Annotated in this window: 17 protein-coding genes; 5 read left to right on the forward strand and 12 right to left on the reverse strand. The window is 59.1% G+C overall.

What is annotated here, in order from left to right:
- Positions 1-369 precede the first annotated feature (369 nt).
- Positions 370-990, forward strand: coding sequence for a response regulator transcription factor (locus tag FJW00_RS07945; RefSeq protein WP_140923448.1), 621 nt, complete (start codon positions 370-372; stop codon positions 988-990).
- A gap of 25 nt (positions 991-1,015) precedes the next feature.
- On the opposite strand, the gene FJW00_RS07950 is transcribed toward FJW00_RS07945, so the two are convergent.
- From FJW00_RS07950 to FJW00_RS07970, 5 genes are all read right to left on the reverse strand, one after another.
- Positions 1,016-6,550 (reverse strand): ATP-binding sensor histidine kinase, encoded by a 5,535-nt coding sequence (locus tag FJW00_RS07950; protein WP_140923449.1) that lies wholly within the window; start codon positions 6,548-6,550, stop codon positions 1,016-1,018.
- Positions 6,550-6,933, reverse strand: coding sequence for a response regulator transcription factor (locus FJW00_RS07955; protein ID WP_009093000.1), 384 nt, complete (start codon positions 6,931-6,933; stop codon positions 6,550-6,552). Before FJW00_RS07955 ends, FJW00_RS07950 begins: the two co-directional genes overlap by 1 nt.
- Positions 6,934-6,976: 43 nt before the next feature.
- Entirely contained in the window at positions 6,977-7,231 is a 255-nt protein-coding gene (locus FJW00_RS07960; RefSeq protein WP_009093001.1) for a XapX domain-containing protein, read from the reverse strand.
- A 7-nt stretch (positions 7,232-7,238) separates the two neighbouring features.
- Complete coding sequence (locus tag FJW00_RS07965; RefSeq protein WP_140923450.1) at positions 7,239-7,457, reverse strand: DUF1427 family protein; 219 nt, start codon at positions 7,455-7,457, stop codon at positions 7,239-7,241.
- 63 nt (positions 7,458-7,520) lie between these two features.
- On the reverse strand, positions 7,521-8,213 hold the full coding sequence (locus FJW00_RS07970; RefSeq protein ID WP_010670331.1) for a hydrolase: 693 nt from the start codon (positions 8,211-8,213) through the stop codon (positions 7,521-7,523).
- Between the two features lie 287 nt (positions 8,214-8,500).
- Between FJW00_RS07970 and FJW00_RS07975 the strand changes: the two genes are divergently transcribed.
- From FJW00_RS07975 to FJW00_RS07990, 4 genes are read left to right on the forward strand one after another with little or no spacing between them, the layout of a single operon-like run.
- The gene (locus tag FJW00_RS07975; RefSeq protein WP_009093004.1) at positions 8,501-10,378 is read left to right on the forward strand and encodes an amidohydrolase; all 1,878 of its coding nucleotides are present in this window, start codon (positions 8,501-8,503) and stop codon (positions 10,376-10,378) included.
- A 2-nt stretch (positions 10,379-10,380) separates the two neighbouring features.
- Positions 10,381-10,803, forward strand: coding sequence for a DoxX family protein (locus FJW00_RS07980; RefSeq protein ID WP_033736826.1), 423 nt, complete (start codon positions 10,381-10,383; stop codon positions 10,801-10,803).
- Positions 10,790-12,418, forward strand: a complete 1,629-nt coding sequence (locus tag FJW00_RS07985; protein ID WP_140923451.1) for an MFS transporter — start codon at positions 10,790-10,792, stop codon at positions 12,416-12,418. Before FJW00_RS07980 ends, FJW00_RS07985 begins: the two co-directional genes overlap by 14 nt.
- 50 nt (positions 12,419-12,468) lie before the next feature.
- Positions 12,469-13,290: an alpha/beta fold hydrolase gene (locus FJW00_RS07990; protein ID WP_046102644.1), complete on the forward strand. Its 822-nt coding sequence runs from the start codon at positions 12,469-12,471 to the stop codon at positions 13,288-13,290.
- Between the two features lie 129 nt (positions 13,291-13,419).
- On the opposite strand, the gene FJW00_RS07995 is transcribed toward FJW00_RS07990, so the two are convergent.
- The 7 genes from FJW00_RS07995 to FJW00_RS08025 form a co-directional block, all read right to left on the reverse strand.
- Entirely contained in the window at positions 13,420-14,400 is a 981-nt protein-coding gene (locus tag FJW00_RS07995; protein WP_140923452.1) for a LacI family DNA-binding transcriptional regulator, read from the reverse strand.
- Positions 14,401-14,446: 46 nt separating this feature from the next.
- Positions 14,447-15,511 (reverse strand): sugar phosphate isomerase/epimerase family protein, encoded by a 1,065-nt coding sequence (locus tag FJW00_RS08000; RefSeq protein WP_140923453.1) that lies wholly within the window; start codon positions 15,509-15,511, stop codon positions 14,447-14,449.
- Positions 15,512-15,537: 26 nt separating this feature from the next.
- Entirely contained in the window at positions 15,538-16,767 is a 1,230-nt protein-coding gene (locus FJW00_RS08005) for an MFS transporter (RefSeq protein ID WP_111207127.1), read from the reverse strand.
- A 142-nt stretch (positions 16,768-16,909) separates the two neighbouring features.
- Positions 16,910-17,821: a DMT family transporter gene (locus FJW00_RS08010; protein ID WP_140029199.1), complete on the reverse strand. Its 912-nt coding sequence runs from the start codon at positions 17,819-17,821 to the stop codon at positions 16,910-16,912.
- A 301-nt stretch (positions 17,822-18,122) separates the two neighbouring features.
- Positions 18,123-18,335: a transcription antiterminator/RNA stability regulator CspE gene (gene cspE, locus FJW00_RS08015; RefSeq protein ID WP_003855207.1), complete on the reverse strand. Its 213-nt coding sequence runs from the start codon at positions 18,333-18,335 to the stop codon at positions 18,123-18,125.
- Positions 18,336-18,758: 423 nt separating this feature from the next.
- Positions 18,759-19,955: an MFS transporter gene (locus FJW00_RS08020; protein WP_140923454.1), complete on the reverse strand. Its 1,197-nt coding sequence runs from the start codon at positions 19,953-19,955 to the stop codon at positions 18,759-18,761.
- Between the two features lie 156 nt (positions 19,956-20,111).
- On the reverse strand, positions 20,112-21,005 hold the full coding sequence (locus tag FJW00_RS08025; RefSeq protein ID WP_140923455.1) for an ABC transporter six-transmembrane domain-containing protein: 894 nt from the start codon (positions 21,003-21,005) through the stop codon (positions 20,112-20,114).
- Positions 21,006-21,048: the final 43 nt, after the last annotated feature.

The following is a 21,048-nucleotide window of genomic DNA, read 5'->3' on the forward strand; positions in this document are numbered from 1 at the left end:
TTCAGACGAAATAAGGCTGAAACGATTTTATCGTCTCGGCCGCTCTATGGATTATTATGATGCCGCAACAGCCCTATTCTCCTGTCCGCTGGTCACTCCTCTCAGCCTGTTATAAACAGGAGGATGAACTGAGCCTGTCCCGATATTGCCCACCGTGAAATTCGCGCTCACATCAGGCGTGGGCGCTCATCATTTAGCCATACCAATCAGCCATTTATCCGAATCAGTGCGCCCCTGCAATAAAAGGATGATAATGATAATTGTTATGGTAATATCCTGTTAACCCTGCCCGTGACTTCTCATCAGGGCCTTCTGGTACGTCATGATTAATTAACTGACCAGTAAATAACTGGCTGGAATGAGGTTCCAATGAATCCCATCGTATATATCGTTGACGACGACGCAGCAGTGACCTCTGCATTGTGCAATCTCTTTATTGCTGACAATTACACGGTCATCGCTTTTTCTTCTGCGCAAGCGTTTCTGGCGCACACGCTGACGTCCCTGCCCTGTTGCCTGATTCTGGATATTAATCTGCCGGACGCAGATGGGTTTGATATCGCCCGGTCGTTAATCGATCGCGGATATGCCATTCCCACCATCTTTCTGACCGGCTTCGGCACGATTCCGGTCACGGTGCGGGCGATGAAAACCGGCGCGTATGAGTTTCTGACTAAACCGGTCGATCCCGACCGTATATTGCAGGCGGTCTCGGAAGCCTTACGCATCGCTGAGCAGAATATGGCTTCCTCCGAGGAGCGGCGAGAGTTACTGCAGCGACATCAGACGCTGACCCCGCGTGAAAGTGAGGTGATGCTGCTGGCAATCAGTGGCCTGCTGAACAAGCAGATTGCCGCCGAGATGGGTGTCAGTGAAATCACGGCAAAAGTCCACAAGCGGCGGGTGATGGAGAAGATGAATGCGCGTTCGCTGACCGATCTGGTCCGGGCGGCAGAACGGCTCAACATCGATCATACCCGGCGTCGCTGAGTGCCTGCGCAGCGACGCTGCACCCTTATCCCAGCGGAAGCGTGAACCAGAAGCGACTGCCGCCTTCCGCCCGGTTTTCCGCACCTAACTCACCGTGATGCTTTTTGATGATCCCTTTGCTGATGGTCAGCCCCATCCCCATGCCGCTTTTTTTCGTGGTGTAGAACGACTCAAAGATCCGCTCACGCACCTCATCCGGTAAGCCGCAGCCGCTATCCTGCACCTCAAACCGCAGCGTTTCCGGCGTCGGGTTTTCGGAGGTGAGACGCAGCAGGGCTGCGCGGGGTAATTCATCGGACATGGCATCGATAGCATTGATCACCAGATTCAGCAGCACCTGCTGAATCTGCACGCGATCGCAGAAAATATCCGCTTTTACGGCCCTGAACTTCAGCTCCAGGGAGATCCCCCGTCGCTCCAGTTCAATCCTGGAGAGCGCCAGTATATCCCGGGCGATCAGATGCAGATTCTCAGAGGCGAAGTTCGATTCGTTGTTGCGGGTCAGCGCCTGCAGACCACGAATAATCTCCCCGGCTCGCTTACCCTCATTGATAATCTCATTAAGGCCGCTGGTAACATTTTGCAGCATTAGCGGTTCCCGCTTTAACCAGCGCAGGCTGGCTCCGGCGTTGGCGACTATCGACATCAGCGGCTGATTAATTTCGTGCGCGATGGACGCAGTGAGTTGCCCGACCGTGTTAGCGCGTGTTACCCGCGCCAGATCGGCCTGCGCCATTCGCGCACTATCTTCAGCCGCGCGCTGTGAGGTGATATCCGTAATCGTGCCGAAGTACTCTTTAACGTCGGGGTAGTTTTCTACCGGTTCGCCGATGCCTTTGATATAGCGACACTCACCGTCCGGTCTGAGCACGCGGAACTCAGCCTGCATACTGCGTCCCTGACTGACGCTGTGCGTGACGAGTTCGCTGATACAGGTGTGGTCATCGGGATGCACCCGGGTCAGAAAGTCAGCCATCGACAATCTTTTCTGGCCGGCGGGCAGGCCCATAATGCGGCCATACTCATCGGATACCCGCATCATGTCCTCAGTGACCTCCCAGCGCCAGGTGCCGGTATGGCTGATCTTCTCGCCAAGCATCAGCGAAGTTTTACTGGCGCGCAGCTGTTTCTCTACCCGTCGCCGGTGGTTGTTCTCCTCCAGCAACTCGGCGTAGAGTCGTGCCGTCTCCAGCGAGACGGCTGCCTGCGCACTCAGGGTTTTGACAATGTGCGAGTGTTCAGCGGTAAACGCGTCGGGCATCAGGCGATTTTCCAGATAGAGCACGCCAACCAGCGTCGCCTGCCTGAACATCGGCACACACAATACGGCGGCACCCGACGCCACCAGATAGGGGTCCTGACTGAAGGGGCTGAACGCTTCCGGTTTGCCGGTGCGGATCTCCTGACCGGTGCGGATGACGGCAGAGAGAACCGACAAAGGGAGATCGGTCGCGACCGGTCGCTCTTTGACTATCTGCACCCGCACGCCATCGGCCGTACTTTCGGCCCAGGCCTGCGTCTCCGGAAGGCTGCCCTCCAGAACCCGGATGAGCCTGCAACGCTGGGCCCCGGCGCGTTCCAGCAGCATACGCATCAGGGTATGCACCAGCCGATCCAGATTGATCTCCTCGGTCAGGGCACGCACGGCCGTCAGCATGCTCTCCAGATCGTAAAAAGAGGCATTCTGCATAAAGGGGATGGTGGTCAGTGCACTCTCCGGCACTGGCACAGTCTGATGCGGAACGTGCTGCTCCAGCTGGTGCACCAGCGCCTGCGCACCCCAGTTTTCCCAGCTCGCCATCGCCGCTTTAAGATAGGCGTCCGCGGCGGTATCAAGCTGCAGGGCTTTGCAGCAGCGGCCCGCCAGCTGATTCGCCAGCGCATGAATGTGCAGATAACCCGCCTGGCGTGAGAGCCGGATCGCCTCCTCATACAGCGTCAGCGCATCACCCGTCTCCTGCCTGAGGCGCGCGCGCTCTGCCCGCAGCAGGGCAACTTTGTCAGCAAACAGTCCCGGGTTGAGGCGAGCCCAGCCCGAAAACGTCTCCAGATGGTGATCCAGCGCCGCGCGGTCTGCTGACCGGCGCTGCTGACACAGTGATAAGGCGCTGTAAAAATGCAGATCCATCAGGTAGATATAAGCCGGAACCGCGCTGATCAGTGGGCGAATCTCCGCAAAACAGCGCAGTGCGTCATCATATTCAGTGGCATAAAAATGCGCCATTCCCTGATAGAGACCGGCCCAGAAGCGCACCATCGCTTTAGGGCCAGCGACCGGGCCCGGTTCACTGCCCGCCACCAGCGGCAGAGAATCTGCGCGATCCCCGGCCCTGAACCCATTGCGGTCACGCAACTGCACCACCAGGTGCTTCTGCATCACCAGCACGTTTTCGACATCGGGATAATGCGTTTCACGCGTAAAGGCGAGGCCCCGCTCAATGGAGGTCTGCACCGACTCAAGATGATCGCCCCGCGTCAGCATGTTCATAATCTGATGACGCAGCGCAAGGCAGGCAAAGGAGCGATCGCCATGCTGCACCGCAACACGGAAGCTCTCCCGGGCAGATTCCACCGCAACGTCAATGGGCTGCGTCCAGATCCCGACCTGATCCAGCGGCAGCATCGTGCGCGCTTTATAGCGGGCAAAATCATGCTGCTCCACCAGTTCACGGGCCACCCGGCCACAGGCATAGGCAAACTGCCACGCCTGATAGCGTTCGCCAATCAGCACGCTCAGCCAGGCCAGGCTGAACGCAGAAGCGCCGGTCATGCCGTGATCCAGCGTCATCTCCAGCATACGGCAGACCAGTAACAGATGCAGTTGCGGACAGTCGTAGGCGGAGACATAAATGGTGCTGGCCATCAGATCGAGCACCGCTTCAATGTCACGATTCTCGTTCAGCGGCAGGCGGGAAAAGGTGGCATGCGGCGAGTCACCCATTCTCGCCCTGAGCGCCTGCCAGGCGGCGTCAATCTCCGACTCATCCGGGTCACGCCTGAAGTGCACGCCGGAAACTGCCAGCCAGGCGAGTGCGGTTTCCAGTGCGAGATGGTTGTCAGACTGCCGCATATGGATTTCGGTAGCCAGACAGGCTGCCAGCGATTTCTCACTGAGCGTGCCCGGTTTGCTCAGCAGCTGGCTACAGAGCATTTGCGCGGTGGCAAGATTGCCCTGTAAAAACTCGCACTCCGCCTCATCGATACGCAGCATAAAATCACGCCCGCTGACGCCCTGCTGACCCAGCCGTTGCGCAGTGCGCAGATAGCGCAACGCTGAAAGATAGTCCCCGGCGCGTTTCGCCGCCTGTGCGGCACGCAGGCAGAGCGGATAATAACGCTCGCAGTCGGTGGCGCAGAGCGGCAGTTCAGCAATTCTGTCCACGTGATAAACCGTTCTGAAGAGCGCCTCATGACTTTCAGCGGTAACGGCGGCGGCTGTCAGCCAGGCCGCGGCCTGCTGATGAAGATGCTGTTGCTGGCGGAGATCGAGCAGTAAAAACGCCGCGTGATGGACCCGGTCATGGGTAAAGGCGTACTCCCCGCCCTCCAGGGTAATGAAGCGACCGCTGACGGCCGGTTCAAGCCATTCGATAATTTGCGTCACAGGATGCGCGCTGATATGAGCGATCAGGGCGAGTTCACCACTGGCACCCAGACAGGCCAGCGATCCCAGCAGCTGGCGGGTGATCGCCGGGAGCTGCGCCAGCTGATCGAGGACCAGACCGGCGACATTGTCAGTGTACTGTCGCGCAATTAGCTGCGCGCGGTCGTAATGCCACTTCAGCGGGCTCTGACGCACCGCAATCACCCCATCCTCTACCGCCTGCCGAAAGAAGGTCTGAACAGAAAGCGGATTGCCGCCGGTTTTCTCATAGAGGATATGTGCCAGTTCGCGATGGCCGCAGGGGCGGGAATGCAGCATGTCAGCCAGCCAGCGGGCGATGCCTTTAACGCTGAGCGGCTGGGGCGTCAGCACCACCACCCGCGCCGCGGAGGCTCTGATCCGCAGCAGAAATCCGGCCACCATCGGACAGGGCATCGCGTCTCCCTCCCGGAAGGCCAGCACCAGCATCCAGGGCAGATGGGCATTACGGGTGACCAGATGCTCCAGCAAATGCAGCGTGGCATTGTCTGCCCAGTGAACATCATCAATCAGCAACACCAGCGGCCGCTCAGGCGTGGCAAAAGCGTCAATAAGCGCAGAAACCATCAGATTGAACTGCTCGCGGGCCTCCTGGGCAGGGCGCACCACCGGCTGCACCGCCCGGAGGTTGAGCAGCTGTTTCAGCTCCGGCACCAGTTCAATGGCCAGATCGGCATAGCCGCTCAGGCGTTGCCGCAGGCGAATTCGCCATTGGCTGACCTCCGGAGCGGACAGTCCTGACAGGTAAAGCGTTACGCTGCGCAGCGCGGAGGCGAGCGGGGCATAAGGGGCCATCGGCGAAAGCGGGTCGGCCTTGCTGGCCGCCAGCAGTACCTGTCGGCGCTGCAGGTTTTTCAGAGCAGAGGCGATAAGGGCCGATTTGCCTGAACCGGGCGCGCCGCTCAGCATGACCAGGCGCTGCGTACCGCTGCGGCTGACGTCATCCAGCGTTCTCAGCAACTGATGCGCCTGCGGATGCTGCATAAACAGACCCGTGGCGCGAAACCCGGCGATAAACGGTTCCTGCAGGCCGGGCGTGAACGGTTCGATGGTGTTCTCTGCTGTCAGCGTCGCCTGACAGCGGCGTAAGTCAGCCATCACGCCCTGAGCCGTCTGGTATCGCTCAGCGGGTGATTTGGCCAGCAGGCGCAGCAGAATGGCAGAGAGAATGGCTGGCACAGCCTCTCTGACCTGATCGGCAGGCCGGGGAGCGGTGGCAATGTGATGGTGGATCCACTCCGCCTCACCCGCACAGGGAGAGCCAAAAGGAAGCCTGCCGGTCAGGTATTGATAGAGCACCACGCCCAGGCTGTAGAGATCGCTGAGCGTGCTGACCGGATGGGGTGTCCGCCCGGTATGTTCAGGTGACATGTAGGCCAGGGTCCCGCCAGAGGCGCGCAGACCCTCCGCCGACTGCCCCGCCAGGGTGGCGAGCCCGAAATTACCCAGCAGAAAGCGGTCATCGTCACCGATGAAGAAATGGTCTGGCTTGATATCCCCATGGACGATGCCCTGATGATGCGCCTGACTGAGCGTGGCGCAGAGTCGCAGTGCCACCTCGAGGAAATCCGCCAGGGTGCCAGGAGGATGCGCCAGCCTGTGCGCCAGGGTCTGAAAGGGAAAGGCAGGATAAACGAGCGCATAACGATTCTGGTAGCGGGTGGAGCCTGTGGCGGTGATGGCCCAGCGTGGCGAAAGATATCCCGCCAGCGCCCGTTCATTCTTAAGCCGCTGCGTGGCCTGATACGTGACCTCGTCACTTTGAGGCGTCGCGATGATGAATGCGTCGCCGGAAGGACGCTGAACCGCTATCCAGCACAGGCAGCCATCCTGCGCCAGCGTGGTCAGCGTGTCGGTTTCGTCAGGGGTGGAGCCCGCGTCGTCACCCTCATGAACAGTGAGTGAAAGAGTACTCATCAGCGCGCTTCTCCCTGAGATAACGCACAACGGATCAGCGTCAGCAGCGTATCAACATCAATGGGCTTGCGCAAAAAGGTCACGGCACCCAGTGCCACGGCATACCAGAGCGTTGTCTCTTCCTGATCGGCCGAGATAAAAATGACCGGCGGCAGGCCGGGCCGCTGTTTCAGAAGCGTAAACAGCTCAAAACCGGACATCCCCTTAAGTCCGATATCAATAATCAGCATCGCCGCCCCGGCCAGCGCATCATCATCGTTCAGCAGCGCCTCACCGGACTCAAATAATCGGGTGGCGTAGCCGTCTGAATGCAACAGATTGCTCAGTCCACTGCGGACCGCGCGTTCATCATCAACAATGATAATACGCTGTGACAGCGTCATGAAGATATCCTCTGGAACGCCTCACCCTGTGGCAGGCGAGGACTTAGGGCGTTTTATCGCCGTCGGGCGGCGGTGTGCCACTGATTTTTGGCACACATTCATGGCGAAACCACCTCAGCGTGACGGGCTGGCGGCGGCACAGACGCGTCGCCAGCGGAACCAGCTGCTCCCCCACCAGCATGCCAAAGAGTCCCAGCAGCGCCATGACAGGCGGTGCCGGTGAATTGACGTTGATCAGGGCATAGATTACCCCAGCCAGCAGACCCACCGCGAGAGAAATAATGTAGGATTTCAACATGATCGGCTTATCCCGTTGTGGCTGTCACAGGCCGCGCAAAACTCTGCTGCTGAATAGTGGCAGGCTGCTCAGCAGGCAGGATCGCATGAATCAGCGCCCCGCCCAGCAGCATCCCCAGCAGTCCCACCAGCGCAATCGCTGGCGGAGCGGGCGAACGCACCTTAAGCAGGCCATAAAGCACACCGATTACACTCCCTGCCGCCAGGGAAAGAAGAAAAGGATTCATCACCGGACTCCTGTTTTGCCACGCTGCTGACCGGAACAGGGGCACCGATCAGCAGCACGCGACTTAGCGGACGGGTGCGTGCACCGGAGCCAGGGTACGGTGTTCACTCTTCTGACGGGATGGCGCTTTGTGCACCATGGTATAGGCGTAATCCACACCAATGCCGTAGGCTCCCGAGTGTTCTTTGGCAATGTTCATCACCGCATCGTAAGTGTCACGGTTGGCCCAGTCACGCTGCCACTCCAGCATTACCTGCTGCCAGGTGACCGGCACCACGCCCGCCTGAATCATGCGTTGCATGGCGTAGTCGTGCGCTTCTTTGGTGGTGCCGCCAGAAGCATCCGCCACCATGTAGATCTCGTAATCCCCTTCCAGCATCGCGCACAGCGCAAAGCTGTTATTGCACACTTCCGTCCAGAGGCCTGACACCACCACCTTTTTCTTTCCGTTTGCCGCCAGCGCGTCACGCACTTTCTGGTCATCCCAGGAGTTCATTGAGCTGCGCTCCAGAATATCCTGTCCCGGGAATACATCCAGCAGCTCCGGATAGGTATGACCGGAGAAACTTTCCGTTTCGACCGTCGTGATGATGGTGGGGATATTGAAGACTTTCGCCGCCTTCGCCAGGGCGACCGTGTTGTTTTTCAGCACCTGACGGTCAATGGACTGCACACCAAAAGCCATCTGCGGCTGCTGGTCGATAAAAATAATCTGGCTGTTATGTGGCGTAAGGACTTCAAGCTTAGCGTTGGACATGCGTTCACCCATAGAGGTTAAGTAACGGAATTCCGCCAACCGGCGCGGAGCAAAAGGAGCAGCCTGTGCCGGGTTAAGACCCCGCAGCTGGCTGTCTGAACCCAGTTTAGGGTGAGCTTTCACGGCAAACTATTATCTCTGCGTATAACTATACGAAGGTATAGGTATCCCTCTGTATAACTAGACGCGCCCTCAGCCCGCTCACCATAATCCGCCTGATTCGTGGCCGCCTGTCTGCGGCACTTCCTGTCCGGCGCGATGCCGGACAACCCCGTTGAGGAGGATCTATGGTTACGCTGGGTAAAGCTGAACTGATACTGACCCATGGCAAATTTCATACTGTTGACCGCAGCAATCCGGTGGCAGAAGCCGTTGCGATTCGTGACGGAAAATTCGTTGCGGTGGGAACGCTTGCCGACGCGATGGCGTTTCATTGCGACGGCACCAGGGTGATCGATCTTAAAGGTCACACCGCCGTGCCTGGTCTTAATGACTCTCACCTGCACCTGATCCGCGGTGGCCTGAACTACAACCTTGAGCTGCGCTGGGAGGGCGTTCCCTCTGTCGCGGATGCGCTGAGGATGCTGAGAGATCAGGCACTGCGAACCCCGACGCCTCAGTGGGTACGGGTCGTGGGCGGCTGGACGGAATTTCAGTTTGCCGAGCGGCGCATGCCGACGCTGGATGAGATCAATGAAGCAGCGCCCGACACACCGGTCTTCCTGCTGCACCTCTATGACCGCGCCCTGCTCAACCGCGCCGCGCTGAAAGCGGTCGGCTACACCAGAGAGACGCCCAACCCGCCGGGGGGAGAAATCCAGCGCGACAGCAACGGTAATCCTACCGGCCTGCTGATCGCCCGTCCCAACGCCATGATCCTTTACGCCACGCTGGCGAAAGGCCCGACGCTGCCACTGGAGCAGCAGGTCAACTCAACCCGGCAGTTTATGCGTGAGCTGAATCGCCTGGGGCTGACCAGCGCCATTGATGCGGGCGGCGGCTTCCAGAACTATCCCGAAGATTACGAGGTGATTGCAGAGCTGCATCAGAAAAAGCAGATGACGGTGCGCATCGCCTATAACCTTTTTACCCAGCGTCCGGGCCATGAGCTGGAGGACTTCGAAAAGTGGACTGACATGCTGACGCCAGGTCAGGGCAGCGACTATTTCCGTCACAACGGCGCAGGTGAAATGCTGGTCTTCTCAGCCGCCGACTTTGAAGACTTTCTGGAGCCGCGACCCGACCTGGCCCCCGGCATGGAGGATGAGCTGGAGCGCGTGGTGCGTCATCTGGTGGAACATCGCTGGCCTTTCCGCCTGCATGCGACTTATGACGAATCGATTAGCCGGATGCTGGATGTATTCGAGAAGGTCGACCGTGACATTCCGTTCAACGGGCTGCACTGGTTCTTCGATCACGCGGAGACGATCACGCAGCGAAATATCGACCGTATCAAAGCGCTGGGCGGCGGCATTGCCGTGCAGCACCGCATGGCCTTCCAGGGGGAATATTTTGCGGAGCGTTACGGCATTGAGGCGACCCGCCATACGCCGCCGGTGCATAAAATGCTGGAAACCGGCGTTCCGGTCGGACTCGGCACCGATGCGACCCGCGTGGCCAGCTATAACCCCTGGACCGCGCTCTACTGGCTGGTTTCCGGCCGCACCGTGGGCGGCATGCAGATGTATGACGTCAATGCCCGCCTTGACCGCGACACGGCGCTGATGCTCTGGACCCAGGGCAGCGCCTGGTTCTCCAGTGAGCAGGGCAAAAAAGGTCAGATCCAGGTCGGACAGCTGGCGGATCTGGCGGTGCTGAGCAAAGACTACTTCGGCGTGCCGGAAGAGGAGATCAAGGGCATCGAGTCCGTGCTAACCGTGGTGGATGGCAATATCGTCTATGCCGCCGGTGCATTCAGCACGGAGGCACCGCCCGCCATTCCGGTTCTGCCAGAGTGGTCGCCGGTGGTCAGGGTTCCCGGCCACTATCGCAGCGCGCCGCCGGTGGCACAGAGCCGTGCCGGGATGATGCCTGCCGCGCACCATTGCAGTGGCCCGTGCGGTGTCCATCGCCATTCGCACGAAATTGCCCGTGGTGCCGGCGTGCCGGTCGCTGAGGATAACGCCTTCTGGGGGGCGCTGGGCTGCAGCTGCTTTGCATTCTGATGATGAAGAACGTATCTGCTTACTCGCCCCGTCTTAATGCGGGGCTGTTCTTCCTGCGCCTGACCGGCAGCCTGCTGCTGCTACAGGTGCATGGCGTGCCGAAAATTCTGCATTTCAGCGAAGAACTGACGCGTATCGAGGACCCGTTTGGGCTGGGCCCGATGATGAGCCTGCTGCCGGCCATTCTGGCGGAAGTTATCTGCCCGATCCTCATTATCTTCGGCTGGGGGAGTCGGATTGCCTGCCTGCCCATCATCGGGGTTCTGCTGGTCGCGATGCTGGTGGTGCATCCGGACTGGTCACTGGCGGAGGGCCAGTTCGGCTGGCTGTTGCTGATCATCTTTACCACGCTGGCACTGACCGGGCCGGGCGACTGGCGGCTGGGCGCGGCAAAACCCCGGGAGGTTCGTCATGGCGCAGGCTAAGGATATTCAGCTGTCTGAACAGGCCCTGCCTGGTGAACAGCCCGCTGGCGAGGTGTCGCCCTTAGCGCCACTGCGCCAGCCGGTGTTCCGCATGCTCTGGATTGCGACCGTGGTTTCCAATATCGGGTCATGGATGAACGATGTGGGGGTCAACTGGAGCATGCTGACGCTGAGTGCTGACCCGCTGGCCGTCGCGCTGGTTCAGGCGGCCAGCAGCCTGCCGATGTTTCTGTTCGCGCTGCCTTCCGGCGTCATGGCCGATATCATTGACCGTCGTAAATACCTGCTCTTTTCTCAGCTCTGGACATTTATTGCCGCCGCCGGCCTGACGCTGCTCGCCTGGACCGGACAGGTGACACCGGAATACCTGCTGGCCGCCGCCTTTTTACTGAGCGCCGGGGCTGCCATGAGTTCGCCCCCCTTCCAGGCAATCGTGCCGGATCTGGTCGCAAAAAAGGAGCTGGGTGCCGCGATTGCCCTTAACTCGCTGGGTATCAATATCAGCCGCGCGATAGGTCCGGCGCTGGGCGGCCTGATCCTGTCGTTTACCGGCCCGTGGATGGTCTTTCTGCTCAATGCGCTGTCGGTGCTGGGTGTCACCTGGGTGCTCTGGCGCTGGAAAGCGGAGCCGGCCATTCAGCGTCTGCCCCCTGAGCACTTCTTTTCGGCGGTGCGCGCCGGTCTGCGTTATGTTCACGCTGCACCGGTGTTGCGAAACGTCCTGGTTCGCACCCTGGCATTCTTTCTGTTTGGCAGTGCGGGCTGGGCACTGCTGCCGCTGGTGGCGCGGCGTGAACTCGGCCTCGGCCCCGGCGGCTACGGCATCATGCTGGCCTGCATTGGTGTCGGCGCGATTACCGGCGCGGTGCTGCTGCCGCGTCTGCGGCGTCATTTCAGTTCCGATCGCCTGATGGTCATCGCCAGCCTGATCTTCGCCCTGACCCTGCTGGCACTCGCCTTTGTGCGCCACTTCTGGCTGCTGAATGCGTGTGAGTTCTTCACCGGGCTGGCCTGGATTACGGTGCTGTCGACGCTGAATCTCGGCGCACAGCGCAGTGCCGCGAAGTGGGTGAAAGCGCGTGCGCTGGCGGTCTATCTGACGCTCTTCTTCGGTTCTATGACCGCAGGCAGCGCAATCTGGGGACAGCTCGCCTCCCGCTTCAGCATTCCACTGTCACTCTGCATCGCCGCGGCAGGGATGGTCATCGCCAGCGCGACCGTCTGGCGCTGGCGGCTCGATCAGGACCCCGATCTCAATCTCGACATAATCGGGGATGGCGTCACACCCCCCGCACTGGATATCCGGCATGAACGCGGACCGGTGATGGTGAATTACGAATATCGGGTTACGCTTGATGATGTACACGCCTTTACGATCTGCATGCAGGATATGCGGCGGGTGAGGCGTCGCGGCGGCGCCATCAGCTGGTCTCTTTATGAAGATATTCTGCAGCCCGGCATTTTCGTGGAAACGTTTGTGGTGGGCTCCTGGGTCGAACATCTGCGGCAGAAGGCGCGCTACACCATGAACGATAAAAAGATTGAGCGGCGGGTTTTCGCCTTTCATCAGGGTGAAACCGCCCCTGAAGTTCGCTATCTGGTGGCCCCGGTTTAACGGGCGCATCACCGACATATCATCCATCACGTCAGACAGAGGGCAATATCATGAGCACGTTTAAAGCAACCGACGGCACGCAAATCTATTTCAAGGACTGGGGCACCGGCAAGCCTGTTTTATTCAGTCACGGCTGGCCGCTGGACGCGGATATGTGGGATAGCCAGATGAACTTCCTGGCCGGGCGCGGTTATCGCGTGATTGCCTTTGACCGCCGCGGTTTTGGTCGCTCCGATCAACCCTGGAACGGCAATAATTACGACACCTTTGCCTCAGATATCAACGATCTCATCACCCATCTGGATCTGCAGCAGGTGACGCTGGTCGGTTTTTCTATGGGTGGCGGCGACGTGACGCGCTACATCGGCCAGTATGGCAGCGATCGCGTGGCGGCGCTGGTGCTGCTGGGTGCCGTCACACCTATCTTCGGTAAAACGGCAGACTATCCGCAGGGTGTGGATATGTCGGTCTTTGAAGGTATCCGCGACGGCCTGCTTAAGGATCGCGCCCAGTTTATTAAAGAGTTTGCCACCCCCTTCTATGGCACCAATGCCGGGCAGACCGTTTCCGAGGGCGTTCTGACGCAGACGCTGAACATTGCCCTGCTGGCCTCGCTGAAAAGCACCGTGGATTGCGTGACGGCTTTTGCCGAAACCGATTTCCGTGCAGACGTGGCGAAGGTGAAGGTGCCGACGCTGGTGATTCATGGCAGCAACGATCAGGTCGTTCCGTTTGAGTCTACCGGTAAAGTGGCGGCGGAGATGATTGAGGGGGCGGAACTGAAGGTTTATGACAATGCGCCACACGGTTTTGCGGTGACGCATCAGGATCAGCTGAATCAGGATCTGCTGGCCTTCCTGAACGCACTCTGACCCACACAGGGCGCAACCGCAACTGCGCCCTTTTCACCCGCCTGCGCGCCTTGCCAGCGGCAGCCGGTTCATGCCGGATTGTCCCCCGCTGTCGCTTCACCTCCCGTCATTGTGCCGGAATCCGCATCTTTAACCACTGGCCCGCACCACCAGCTCAGCCGGCATCACTACCCGCTGCGGCGGCACATCGGGCTGGGCAATTTTTTGCAGCAGCAGCTCGCAGGCCCGGCGCCCCATCACGCCTGAAGGCTGTGCCAGGGTCGTTAACGGGGGTGACACCATCTCCGCCAGGTCGCTGCCATCGAACCCCACCACGGCAATATCCTGCGGGATCCGCAGGCCCGCCTGCTGGATCGCCGCCATCGCCCCTGCCGCCAGCGTGTCAGACACGGCAAACACCGCATCGGGCCGCGTCTCCCCGGCCAGCAGCGCAAGCATCGCCGCTTTACCGGCGCTGAAACTCAACGCGCTGGCGCAGATGATGGTCTGCCATTCCCGCTGCTCCTCTTCCAGTTGCCGGAGGTAGCCCTGCTGCCGCAGCCGGGCATATTTGTAGCTCAGATCATGATTGATCAGCGCAATACGCTGGCGTCCCTGGGCGGCCAGATGTCGCACCACAGCCTGCGCGGCACGCTGATCGTCAATGCCGACGCAGGAGACCCGCCCCTCATCATCGTGTTCGGCGCACTGCACCCAGGGCGCAGCGCCAATCAGCTGACTCAGCTCCGGCAGCTTACTGAAAGCGTCCATGGTGATGATGCCATCCACCATCTTGCCGGAAAGCAGTTGCAGACTGGAACGGGATCGGGCGATATCGGCCCCCGAATTACAGAGCAGAATGCGATACCCCTGTTGCTCCGCCTGCGCCTCAATGCCTTTCACCACTTCAGCGCAGAAGGGGTTAGAGATATCGGAGACCAGCACCAGAATCATCGAGCTGCGGGCGGTGCGCAGCTGTCGCGCCAGCAGATTGGGCTGATAGCGGCTCTCTTCTATCGCCGCCAGCACTTTCTCCCGGTTGGCCGGTTTAACCCGGTCGCTGTTATTCAGCACTCTGGAAACCGTGGCGACGGACACCCCGGCCATCCGGGCGATTTTCTGAACAGACATAGCGCTCCCTGTTTTAATCCTGTGCGGTTCCGGTTATCCGCGCACATCACGCGTCGCGATCCAGCCCCAGTTGCTGACGCACTGACGGGCGGTTTTCACCGGACGCGGCAAAATCATCAAAGGCGCGATCGGCCACCGGAATAATATGACGCTGGATAAACGCCGCACCTTCCCGCGCGCCCGTCTCACCCCCCTTCAGGCAACACTCCCACTCCAGTACCGCCCAGCCGTCATAGTCATACTGCGCCAGCTTACTGAAGATGCCGCCGAAGTCTATCTGGCCGTCGCCTGGCGAGCGAAAACGCCCGGCGCGCGTCAGCCAGGGCTGATAGCCGCCATAGACCCCGCTACGCCCGTTAATCTGATACTCCGCGTCCTTGACGTGAAAGGCTTTGATGCGTGAATGGTAGTGGTCGATGAACTGCAGATAATCGATGTGTTGCAGGTGAAGATGGCTGGGATCGAACAGGATATTGCAGCGGGGATGATGATTGACCTCAGCCAGAAAACGTTCAAACGTGACACCGTCATGCAGATCTTCGCCGGGATGGATCTCATAACAGAGATCAACACCGTGCTGGTCAAAAACGTCCAGCAGCGGCAACCAGCGGCGCGCCAGTTCGGCAAAGGCTTCTGCAAACAGCGCGGCATTGTGGGGCGGCCAGGGATAGAACCAGGGCCAGGCAAGCGAGCCGGAGAAGGTGGCGTGAGCGCGCAGGCCGAGCCTTTCCGACGCGGCTGCGGCACGTCTGAGTGTGGTCATCGCCCACTCCGTGCGCCTGGCAGGATCGCCACGCAGCGTTGCCGGTGCAAAATTATCGAAGGCGCTATCGAAGACGGGATTGACGGCAATCAGCTGCCCTTCGAGATGCGTCGACAGTTCGCTGATTTCGAGGCCAGAATCGGCCAGCACCCCCCGCACATCATCGCAGTAAGTCTGGCTCACCGCCGCCTGTTCGAGGTCAAAAATGGCGGGCTGATGGCAGGGGATCTGCAGCGCCCGGTATCCCAGTCCCGCCGCCCATTCCGCCAGTCCGGCCAGCGAGTTGAACGGAGGCTGAGAGGTAATGAACTGTGACAGGAAGAGTCCCGGCCCTTTAACTGTTTTCATCTGTCGCTCCTGCGCGCCGCCAGCGCTTATTCACGGTATCGGAATGAGAAGAAGAAGATAATCGCGATCAGCGCGGCGGCGCCCGCCGGGATCCACCAGAACAGCGCCCAGTTCTGCGCACTCACCTGACCCGCAACCAGATGGTTGTAGAGCGCGCCGGAGATTTGCGAACCCAGCAGCATGCCGATGCCATAGGTGAACATCACCACCATGCTCTGTGCCTGTCCCTTGACCTTTTCACCGGCGATGCGATCGGTGTAGATAAAACCCACCACAAAAAAGAAGTCGTAGCAGACGCCATGCAGCAGAATGCCGAGGTAGATCAGGGTGCGCGTCTCATCACTCATGCCCAGTGCAAACAGGGCATAACGCACAAACCACGCTGACATGCCAATCAGCAGCATCGCCTTCACGCCAAGGCGGCGAAACAGCAGCGGGATGATCAGCATGAAGAGAATTTCAGACATCTGGCCCAGTGACATCAGTGTGCTGACGTTGCGGACACCGGCATCCGCCAGCCAGGAGGCGGTGAAGGCGTAGTAGGTGCCCAGCGGAATCGAGATCAGGGTGGCGCACAGCGCGAAGACAAAGAAATGACGCTGTTTAAGCAGGGCAAAGGCATCCGCGCAGAAGAGATCGCGGACTTTCAACGGCAGACCTTTAGCCGGCGCTGGCGTGTGCGGCAGCGTCAGGCTGTAAAGAGCGAGCAACACGGAACAGAGTGCGGCCAGCTGGAACACGGCCACACTGTCGGCAATCGCGGCGACGCCAATAAAGATCCCCGCCGCAATCCAGCCGATAGTGCCGAAAACCCTGACGATGGGAAAACTCTTCTCACTGCTGGCGAGGCTGTGAAAAGCGATGTTGTTTGCGAGCGCCAGCGTCGGCATAAAGCAGAGCGTGTAGCCAAATAACAGCGCGATCAGCAGCGCCCCGTTCTCTGCCATAAGTGCCTGTGGCACAAACCAGAGAATCATCGCACCGGCCAGATTCATCACCGCCATCACCTTCTGGGAAGGGAAAAAGCGATCCACCAGCATGCCGAGCACAAACGGTGACAGAATCGAGGCGATAGGCCCGGCAGAGAAGGCATCCCCGATCAGCAACGGCATGTTGTGGCGGGTCATGACCAGGCCCAGCGTCACCGACCAGCTGCCCCAGATAAAGAACTGCATAAACATCATCAGAGAGAGGCGCGGAACCAGCAGCTTATGCTGCACCCGCTGGCCTGCACTCTCCTGCACCGTTGCAATCATAGGAACCTCACCCGTGAGTCATCGATTACCTTGTCTGAGTGTAAAAGTAATCGATTACAAAATGAGCTTCTCTCGCCGGGATCACAAATTATTAACGCTGCGTTATCATTACGCGCTTTACACACGCGCCGGACGCTGCAGATCATGAGCTGACATTCGCCATCTGCGTTTTGCGGAAACGGTAACGCTCATAGAGCACGGCGTAGAGACCGCCTGTTACCACCAGGATCGCACCGACCACGGTGGCCGAGTCCGGCAGGCTGCCCAGCAGCAGATAGCCCACCGCCACCGACCATATCAGGGTGGTGTAGTCAAACGGGGCCAGTAGTGAGGCCTCGGCGTAGCGCAGACTCAGCGTCATCAGAATCTGGGTGATGCCGCCCAGCAACCCGCAGCCCACCAGCAACGCCAGTTGATTGCCCTGCGGCACCTTCCATCCGGCAGGCAGCGTAATCAGCGACGTTAATGCAGTGGTGATGGCGAACCAGAAAGCAATAGCGCCCGGTTTCTCTTTGCCGTTAAGAAAGCGGATCTGAACCAGTGCGCAGGCGGTACAGAAGGCCGCCATTAACGCCAGCAGGATCCCGGCCGACGCGGAGAGCGAGAAGCTGCCCTGCTGCGTCAGCGAGAGATGCCCGGAGAACATGACCAGAATGCCGGTGAATCCCATAAACACGGCAACCCAGCGGTGATGACGGACTTTTTCACGCAGCAGCAGCGCCGCCAGCAGCACGGTAAACAGCGGCGCGGCATAGTTGATCGCGGTGGCATCGGTCAGTGAGATATAAAGCAGCGAAAGATAGCTGAAATAGAGCCCACCGGTCCCCGCCAGCCCACGCACAACGTGGCCGCGAATGTTACGGGTGCGGATGCCGTCCAGCACGCTGCCCTGGATACGCAGCCAGATGAGCAGCGGCACCAGCGCCAGCAGCGAGCGAAAAAAGATCACTTCGCCAACCGGTATCGCCCCATCCAGTTGTTTTACACAGGCCAGCATCAGCGTGGAGCTCAGCGCAGCCATGACCTTCATTGCGATGCCAGCAGAGGCGTTCATAGAGCAGATAACCTTCCGGGTGGTAAACGTCAGCAGGAGAAGTTCTTTGCCTCTATAGTCGCACAGCGATAAACGGCTATCTGCCGCGATAAGCCTGCTGACGGCATTTTATCTTTTTTTCTCACCGTTTTACGGCATGAAGAGGTCAGCGGCTCATCCGCTGTCAGGAGGGAGTGGCTTAATGGCTGGCTTCAGAACGCAAAAAACCCGCACAGGGCGGGTTTTTTCAATCATCAATGCTCGCTTAACTGCTCAGGCTGTTGCCGTCATCGCTATCGTAAGCCGCATTGATCATCAGATGTTACATCGGGACAACGTTTGCCGCTGATGGGCCTTTAGCGCCGTTTTCAATGGTGAATTCGACCTGCTGACCTTCATCGAGGGTTTTATAATCGTTGCTCTGAATGGCAGAGAAATGAACGAATACATCTTTGCTGCCATCCTGCGGGGAGATAAAACCAAAACCTTTGCCCGCATCAAACCATTTTACTAAACCAGTCATTTTATTCGACATCGATACTTCCTTAATAATGAGCCACAAGGTGGCAGAGATGGCCTGTCTTCCAGAAATAAACTTACCAGGATTTTAGGAGGAGACTCACGAAGAAGGGGTATCTTGAGATATCGCTTGCACTGAGGACTGCTTGACTAAAACTGCTTTGATAAGGTCTGTGTTCCAAACCGATGACGCTATTAAGTCATGCCTGACCGACATTAGCAAACATTATTTTAATTTAATTTTAACATCCAGACGGCCAAGCATCTTTACTGATTTGTCTGGCCTTTTTTATTTCCGGGATTGCGGAAAAGATAACGAACGCTGAATCTTTAAAGCCGCAACCCGGTTCTGAGGCTGGCTGCACCCCGTTTCCCACGGGTTTCAGCCAGCCCCGCGCAGCGACAACCCCGGCTGCCGCTGCGCCCTGCCCGGCGGCTATCAGGCCAGTTCAGCCTGCTGGCGGGCGGCATGCCGCGCCGTCATCACAAAGACCATCAGGCCGCCGACCCCCAGCGCCACGCCAACCCACGCCGTTGACAGCCAGCCATAACCCAGCGACACCGTCAGGCCACCGAGATAGGCGCCCATCGCATTGGCGATATTCAGCGCCGAATGGTTCATCGCGGCTGCCAGGGTCTGTGACTCATTGGCAACATCCATCAGGCGGATCTGCAGTGATGGCAGCAGCACTGAACAGGTACCGATCAGGAAGGTCGCCAGCAGGCCGGTTGCCACATGCTGGACCAGCACCGGGAAGGCCAGCATCACCAGCACGTTCCAGAGCAGTGTCCAGCCGATAATGTTCAACACCGGCCCATCCGCCAGACGGCCACCGACCAGATTACCGATGATCATCCCCAGCCCGAACGCCACCATCGCCCACGGGATCAGCGAGGGAGAGATACCCGCAATATTGATCAGCGTCGGCGCGATATAGCTGAAGATCGCAAACATGCCGCCAAAACCGACGGCGCCCACCAGCAGAGTCAGCAGCACCTGCGCGTTTTTCAGCGCACCCAGTTCACGCAGCGGATGAGCCTCTGTATCGCCAGGTGTATAAGGCACATAGCGGCCAATCAGCAGACAGGTCAGCAGACCAATCGCGCCGACAAAGGTGAAGACCACGTGCCAGCTGAACAGCTGACCTATCCAGGAGCCGAGCGGCACTCCGATCAGGGTGGCCACCGTCAGTCCCAGCATCAGCGAGGCCAGCGCACGGCCCCGCCGCGCCGGCGACACCAGTGACGCCGCGACCAGAGAGGCCACGCCAAAGTAAGCGCCGTGCGGCAGGCCGGTCAGAAAACGCGCCACAATCAGGCCGTGGTAACTGTCGGCCATCGCGCTGGCGACGTTGCCGATACTGAACAGTGCCATCAGGATGAGCAGCAGCGATTTACGCGCCATCCGCGCCGCCAGCACCGCAATAAATGGCGCGCCAACCACCACCCCCAGCGCATAACTGGCGATAGCGTTGCCCGCCTGCGGTTCGGTGATGGCGAGCGAGCGCGACACGTCCGGCAGCAGGCCCATCATGATGAATTCGCCGGTTCCGATGCCGAAGCCGCCCAGTGCAAGGGCCAGCAATGCCCAGCGGACAAAACCGGCATCGTCGGTTTTATGATCTTTTCTTAACAAAATGGATTCCCAATGGCCTGAGCTGAAAAACTGAAGTGAGCCGGAGGAAGGAAGCAGAGCGTGTTCCGTCCGGATGAAGCGGCCAGACTATAAAAAGTCAGGCCGCGCATGGCAACCCATTTTGTGATCTGGCGCACATTCCATCCGCACAGGCGACTATGGCATGCCGGTATTCACCCGACGGCCGATGTCTTTCAGCTGGGAATACTTCTCCAGCAGCTGAGGGCCATCATCGAGGCTCATGGCAAACATCCACATATAGGTCATCACCGAATAGATGTGACCCGCGCTGGTGCCACCCCGGCCCGCCATTAACGCGATGGTGCCAGCAAACAGCAGCGCGGCCATGCTGCCGATGGCCAGATAACCGCAGGCTTCCCGATTAGAGAGACGGATACGCAGGCTGGCTAAAACCCCATAATGACGGCTGAGTGAAGCGGCGTTCGCATGGGTAACGAAATTCACCTCTTTCTCCAGCCGGTTGTTAAGTCGATTAAACAACGCATCATTTTTGCGGGTAAAGCCTGGCAGAAAACAGGCGAAAAACAGCAGGATCGCCAGGCACCCTGCGCCAGTCCAGAACTCAATGGCCAGCAGCATCACCGCCGCCCCGGTCATCGACGCCAGCGAGGTAATCAGCACCGGCAGATGCTTCTCAAAGAAATCGACAAACTCGCGTGATAACGCCACCCTTGCCGCAATCGTCGACGCGCTCTGATTTTCGCTGCGCTGCGCCACAATCACTGGCACCGCCAGCTCCGCATAGATGCGGGCAAAGGTGTGGGTGTCGACGCTGCGCCGGGCTGCGCCAATCGCCCACATAGTAAACACCATCGCCGCATAGAGTATCGCCTGCCAGGTTCTGCCGGAGAGGATGGCATTGATAGCAAAGCCCGCCAGCAGCGGATAAAGCAGATACATGACATTTTCCGCGACCACCAGCAGCAGCGTAAAGAAGAGCTTGCGGCGATGGCGACGGCCGAGCGCTTTCAGTGTCAGAATAGCGCTGCGGGGAGCCGTAACGGGAAAGATAAGTTTAGAGGAAGACATCGTTTCTGTTTCTGATAGTGTTATCCTTGAGCGGTTGCTCAAG

Origin of the sequence: Pantoea anthophila (genome assembly GCF_006494375.1) — a bacterium.
GTDB classification, from domain to species: domain Bacteria; phylum Pseudomonadota; class Gammaproteobacteria; order Enterobacterales; family Enterobacteriaceae; genus Pantoea; species Pantoea anthophila.

Excerpts from the sequence above, each read along its gene's own strand:
- FJW00_RS07995 (WP_140923452.1), bottom strand. The coding sequence starts at position 14,400 with ATGTCTGTTCAGAAAATCGCCCGGATGGCCGGGGTGTCCGTCGCCACG.
- FJW00_RS07970 (WP_010670331.1), bottom strand. The coding sequence starts at position 8,213 with ATGTCCAACGCTAAGCTTGAAGTCCTTACGCCACATAACAGCCAGATT.
- FJW00_RS07955 (WP_009093000.1), bottom strand. The coding sequence starts at position 6,933 with ATGACGCTGTCACAGCGTATTATCATTGTTGATGATGAACGCGCGGTC.
- FJW00_RS07965 (WP_140923450.1), bottom strand. The coding sequence starts at position 7,457 with ATGAATCCTTTTCTTCTTTCCCTGGCGGCAGGGAGTGTAATCGGTGTG.
- FJW00_RS08000 (WP_140923453.1), bottom strand. The coding sequence starts at position 15,511 with ATGAAAACAGTTAAAGGGCCGGGACTCTTCCTGTCACAGTTCATTACC.
- FJW00_RS07980 (WP_033736826.1), top strand. The coding sequence starts at position 10,381 with ATGAAGAACGTATCTGCTTACTCGCCCCGTCTTAATGCGGGGCTGTTC.
- FJW00_RS07950 (WP_140923449.1), bottom strand. The coding sequence starts at position 6,550 with ATGAGTACTCTTTCACTCACTGTTCATGAGGGTGACGACGCGGGCTCC.
- FJW00_RS08025 (WP_140923455.1), bottom strand. The coding sequence starts at position 21,005 with ATGTCTTCCTCTAAACTTATCTTTCCCGTTACGGCTCCCCGCAGCGCT.
- FJW00_RS07945 (WP_140923448.1), top strand. The coding sequence starts at position 370 with ATGAATCCCATCGTATATATCGTTGACGACGACGCAGCAGTGACCTCT.
- FJW00_RS07960 (WP_009093001.1), bottom strand. The coding sequence starts at position 7,231 with ATGTTGAAATCCTACATTATTTCTCTCGCGGTGGGTCTGCTGGCTGGG.
- FJW00_RS08005 (WP_111207127.1), bottom strand. The coding sequence starts at position 16,767 with ATGATTGCAACGGTGCAGGAGAGTGCAGGCCAGCGGGTGCAGCATAAG.
- FJW00_RS07990 (WP_046102644.1), top strand. The coding sequence starts at position 12,469 with ATGAGCACGTTTAAAGCAACCGACGGCACGCAAATCTATTTCAAGGAC.
- FJW00_RS07975 (WP_009093004.1), top strand. The coding sequence starts at position 8,501 with ATGGTTACGCTGGGTAAAGCTGAACTGATACTGACCCATGGCAAATTT.
- cspE (WP_003855207.1), bottom strand. The coding sequence starts at position 18,335 with ATGTCGAATAAAATGACTGGTTTAGTAAAATGGTTTGATGCGGGCAAA.
- FJW00_RS08010 (WP_140029199.1), bottom strand. The coding sequence starts at position 17,821 with ATGAACGCCTCTGCTGGCATCGCAATGAAGGTCATGGCTGCGCTGAGC.
- FJW00_RS07985 (WP_140923451.1), top strand. The coding sequence starts at position 10,790 with ATGGCGCAGGCTAAGGATATTCAGCTGTCTGAACAGGCCCTGCCTGGT.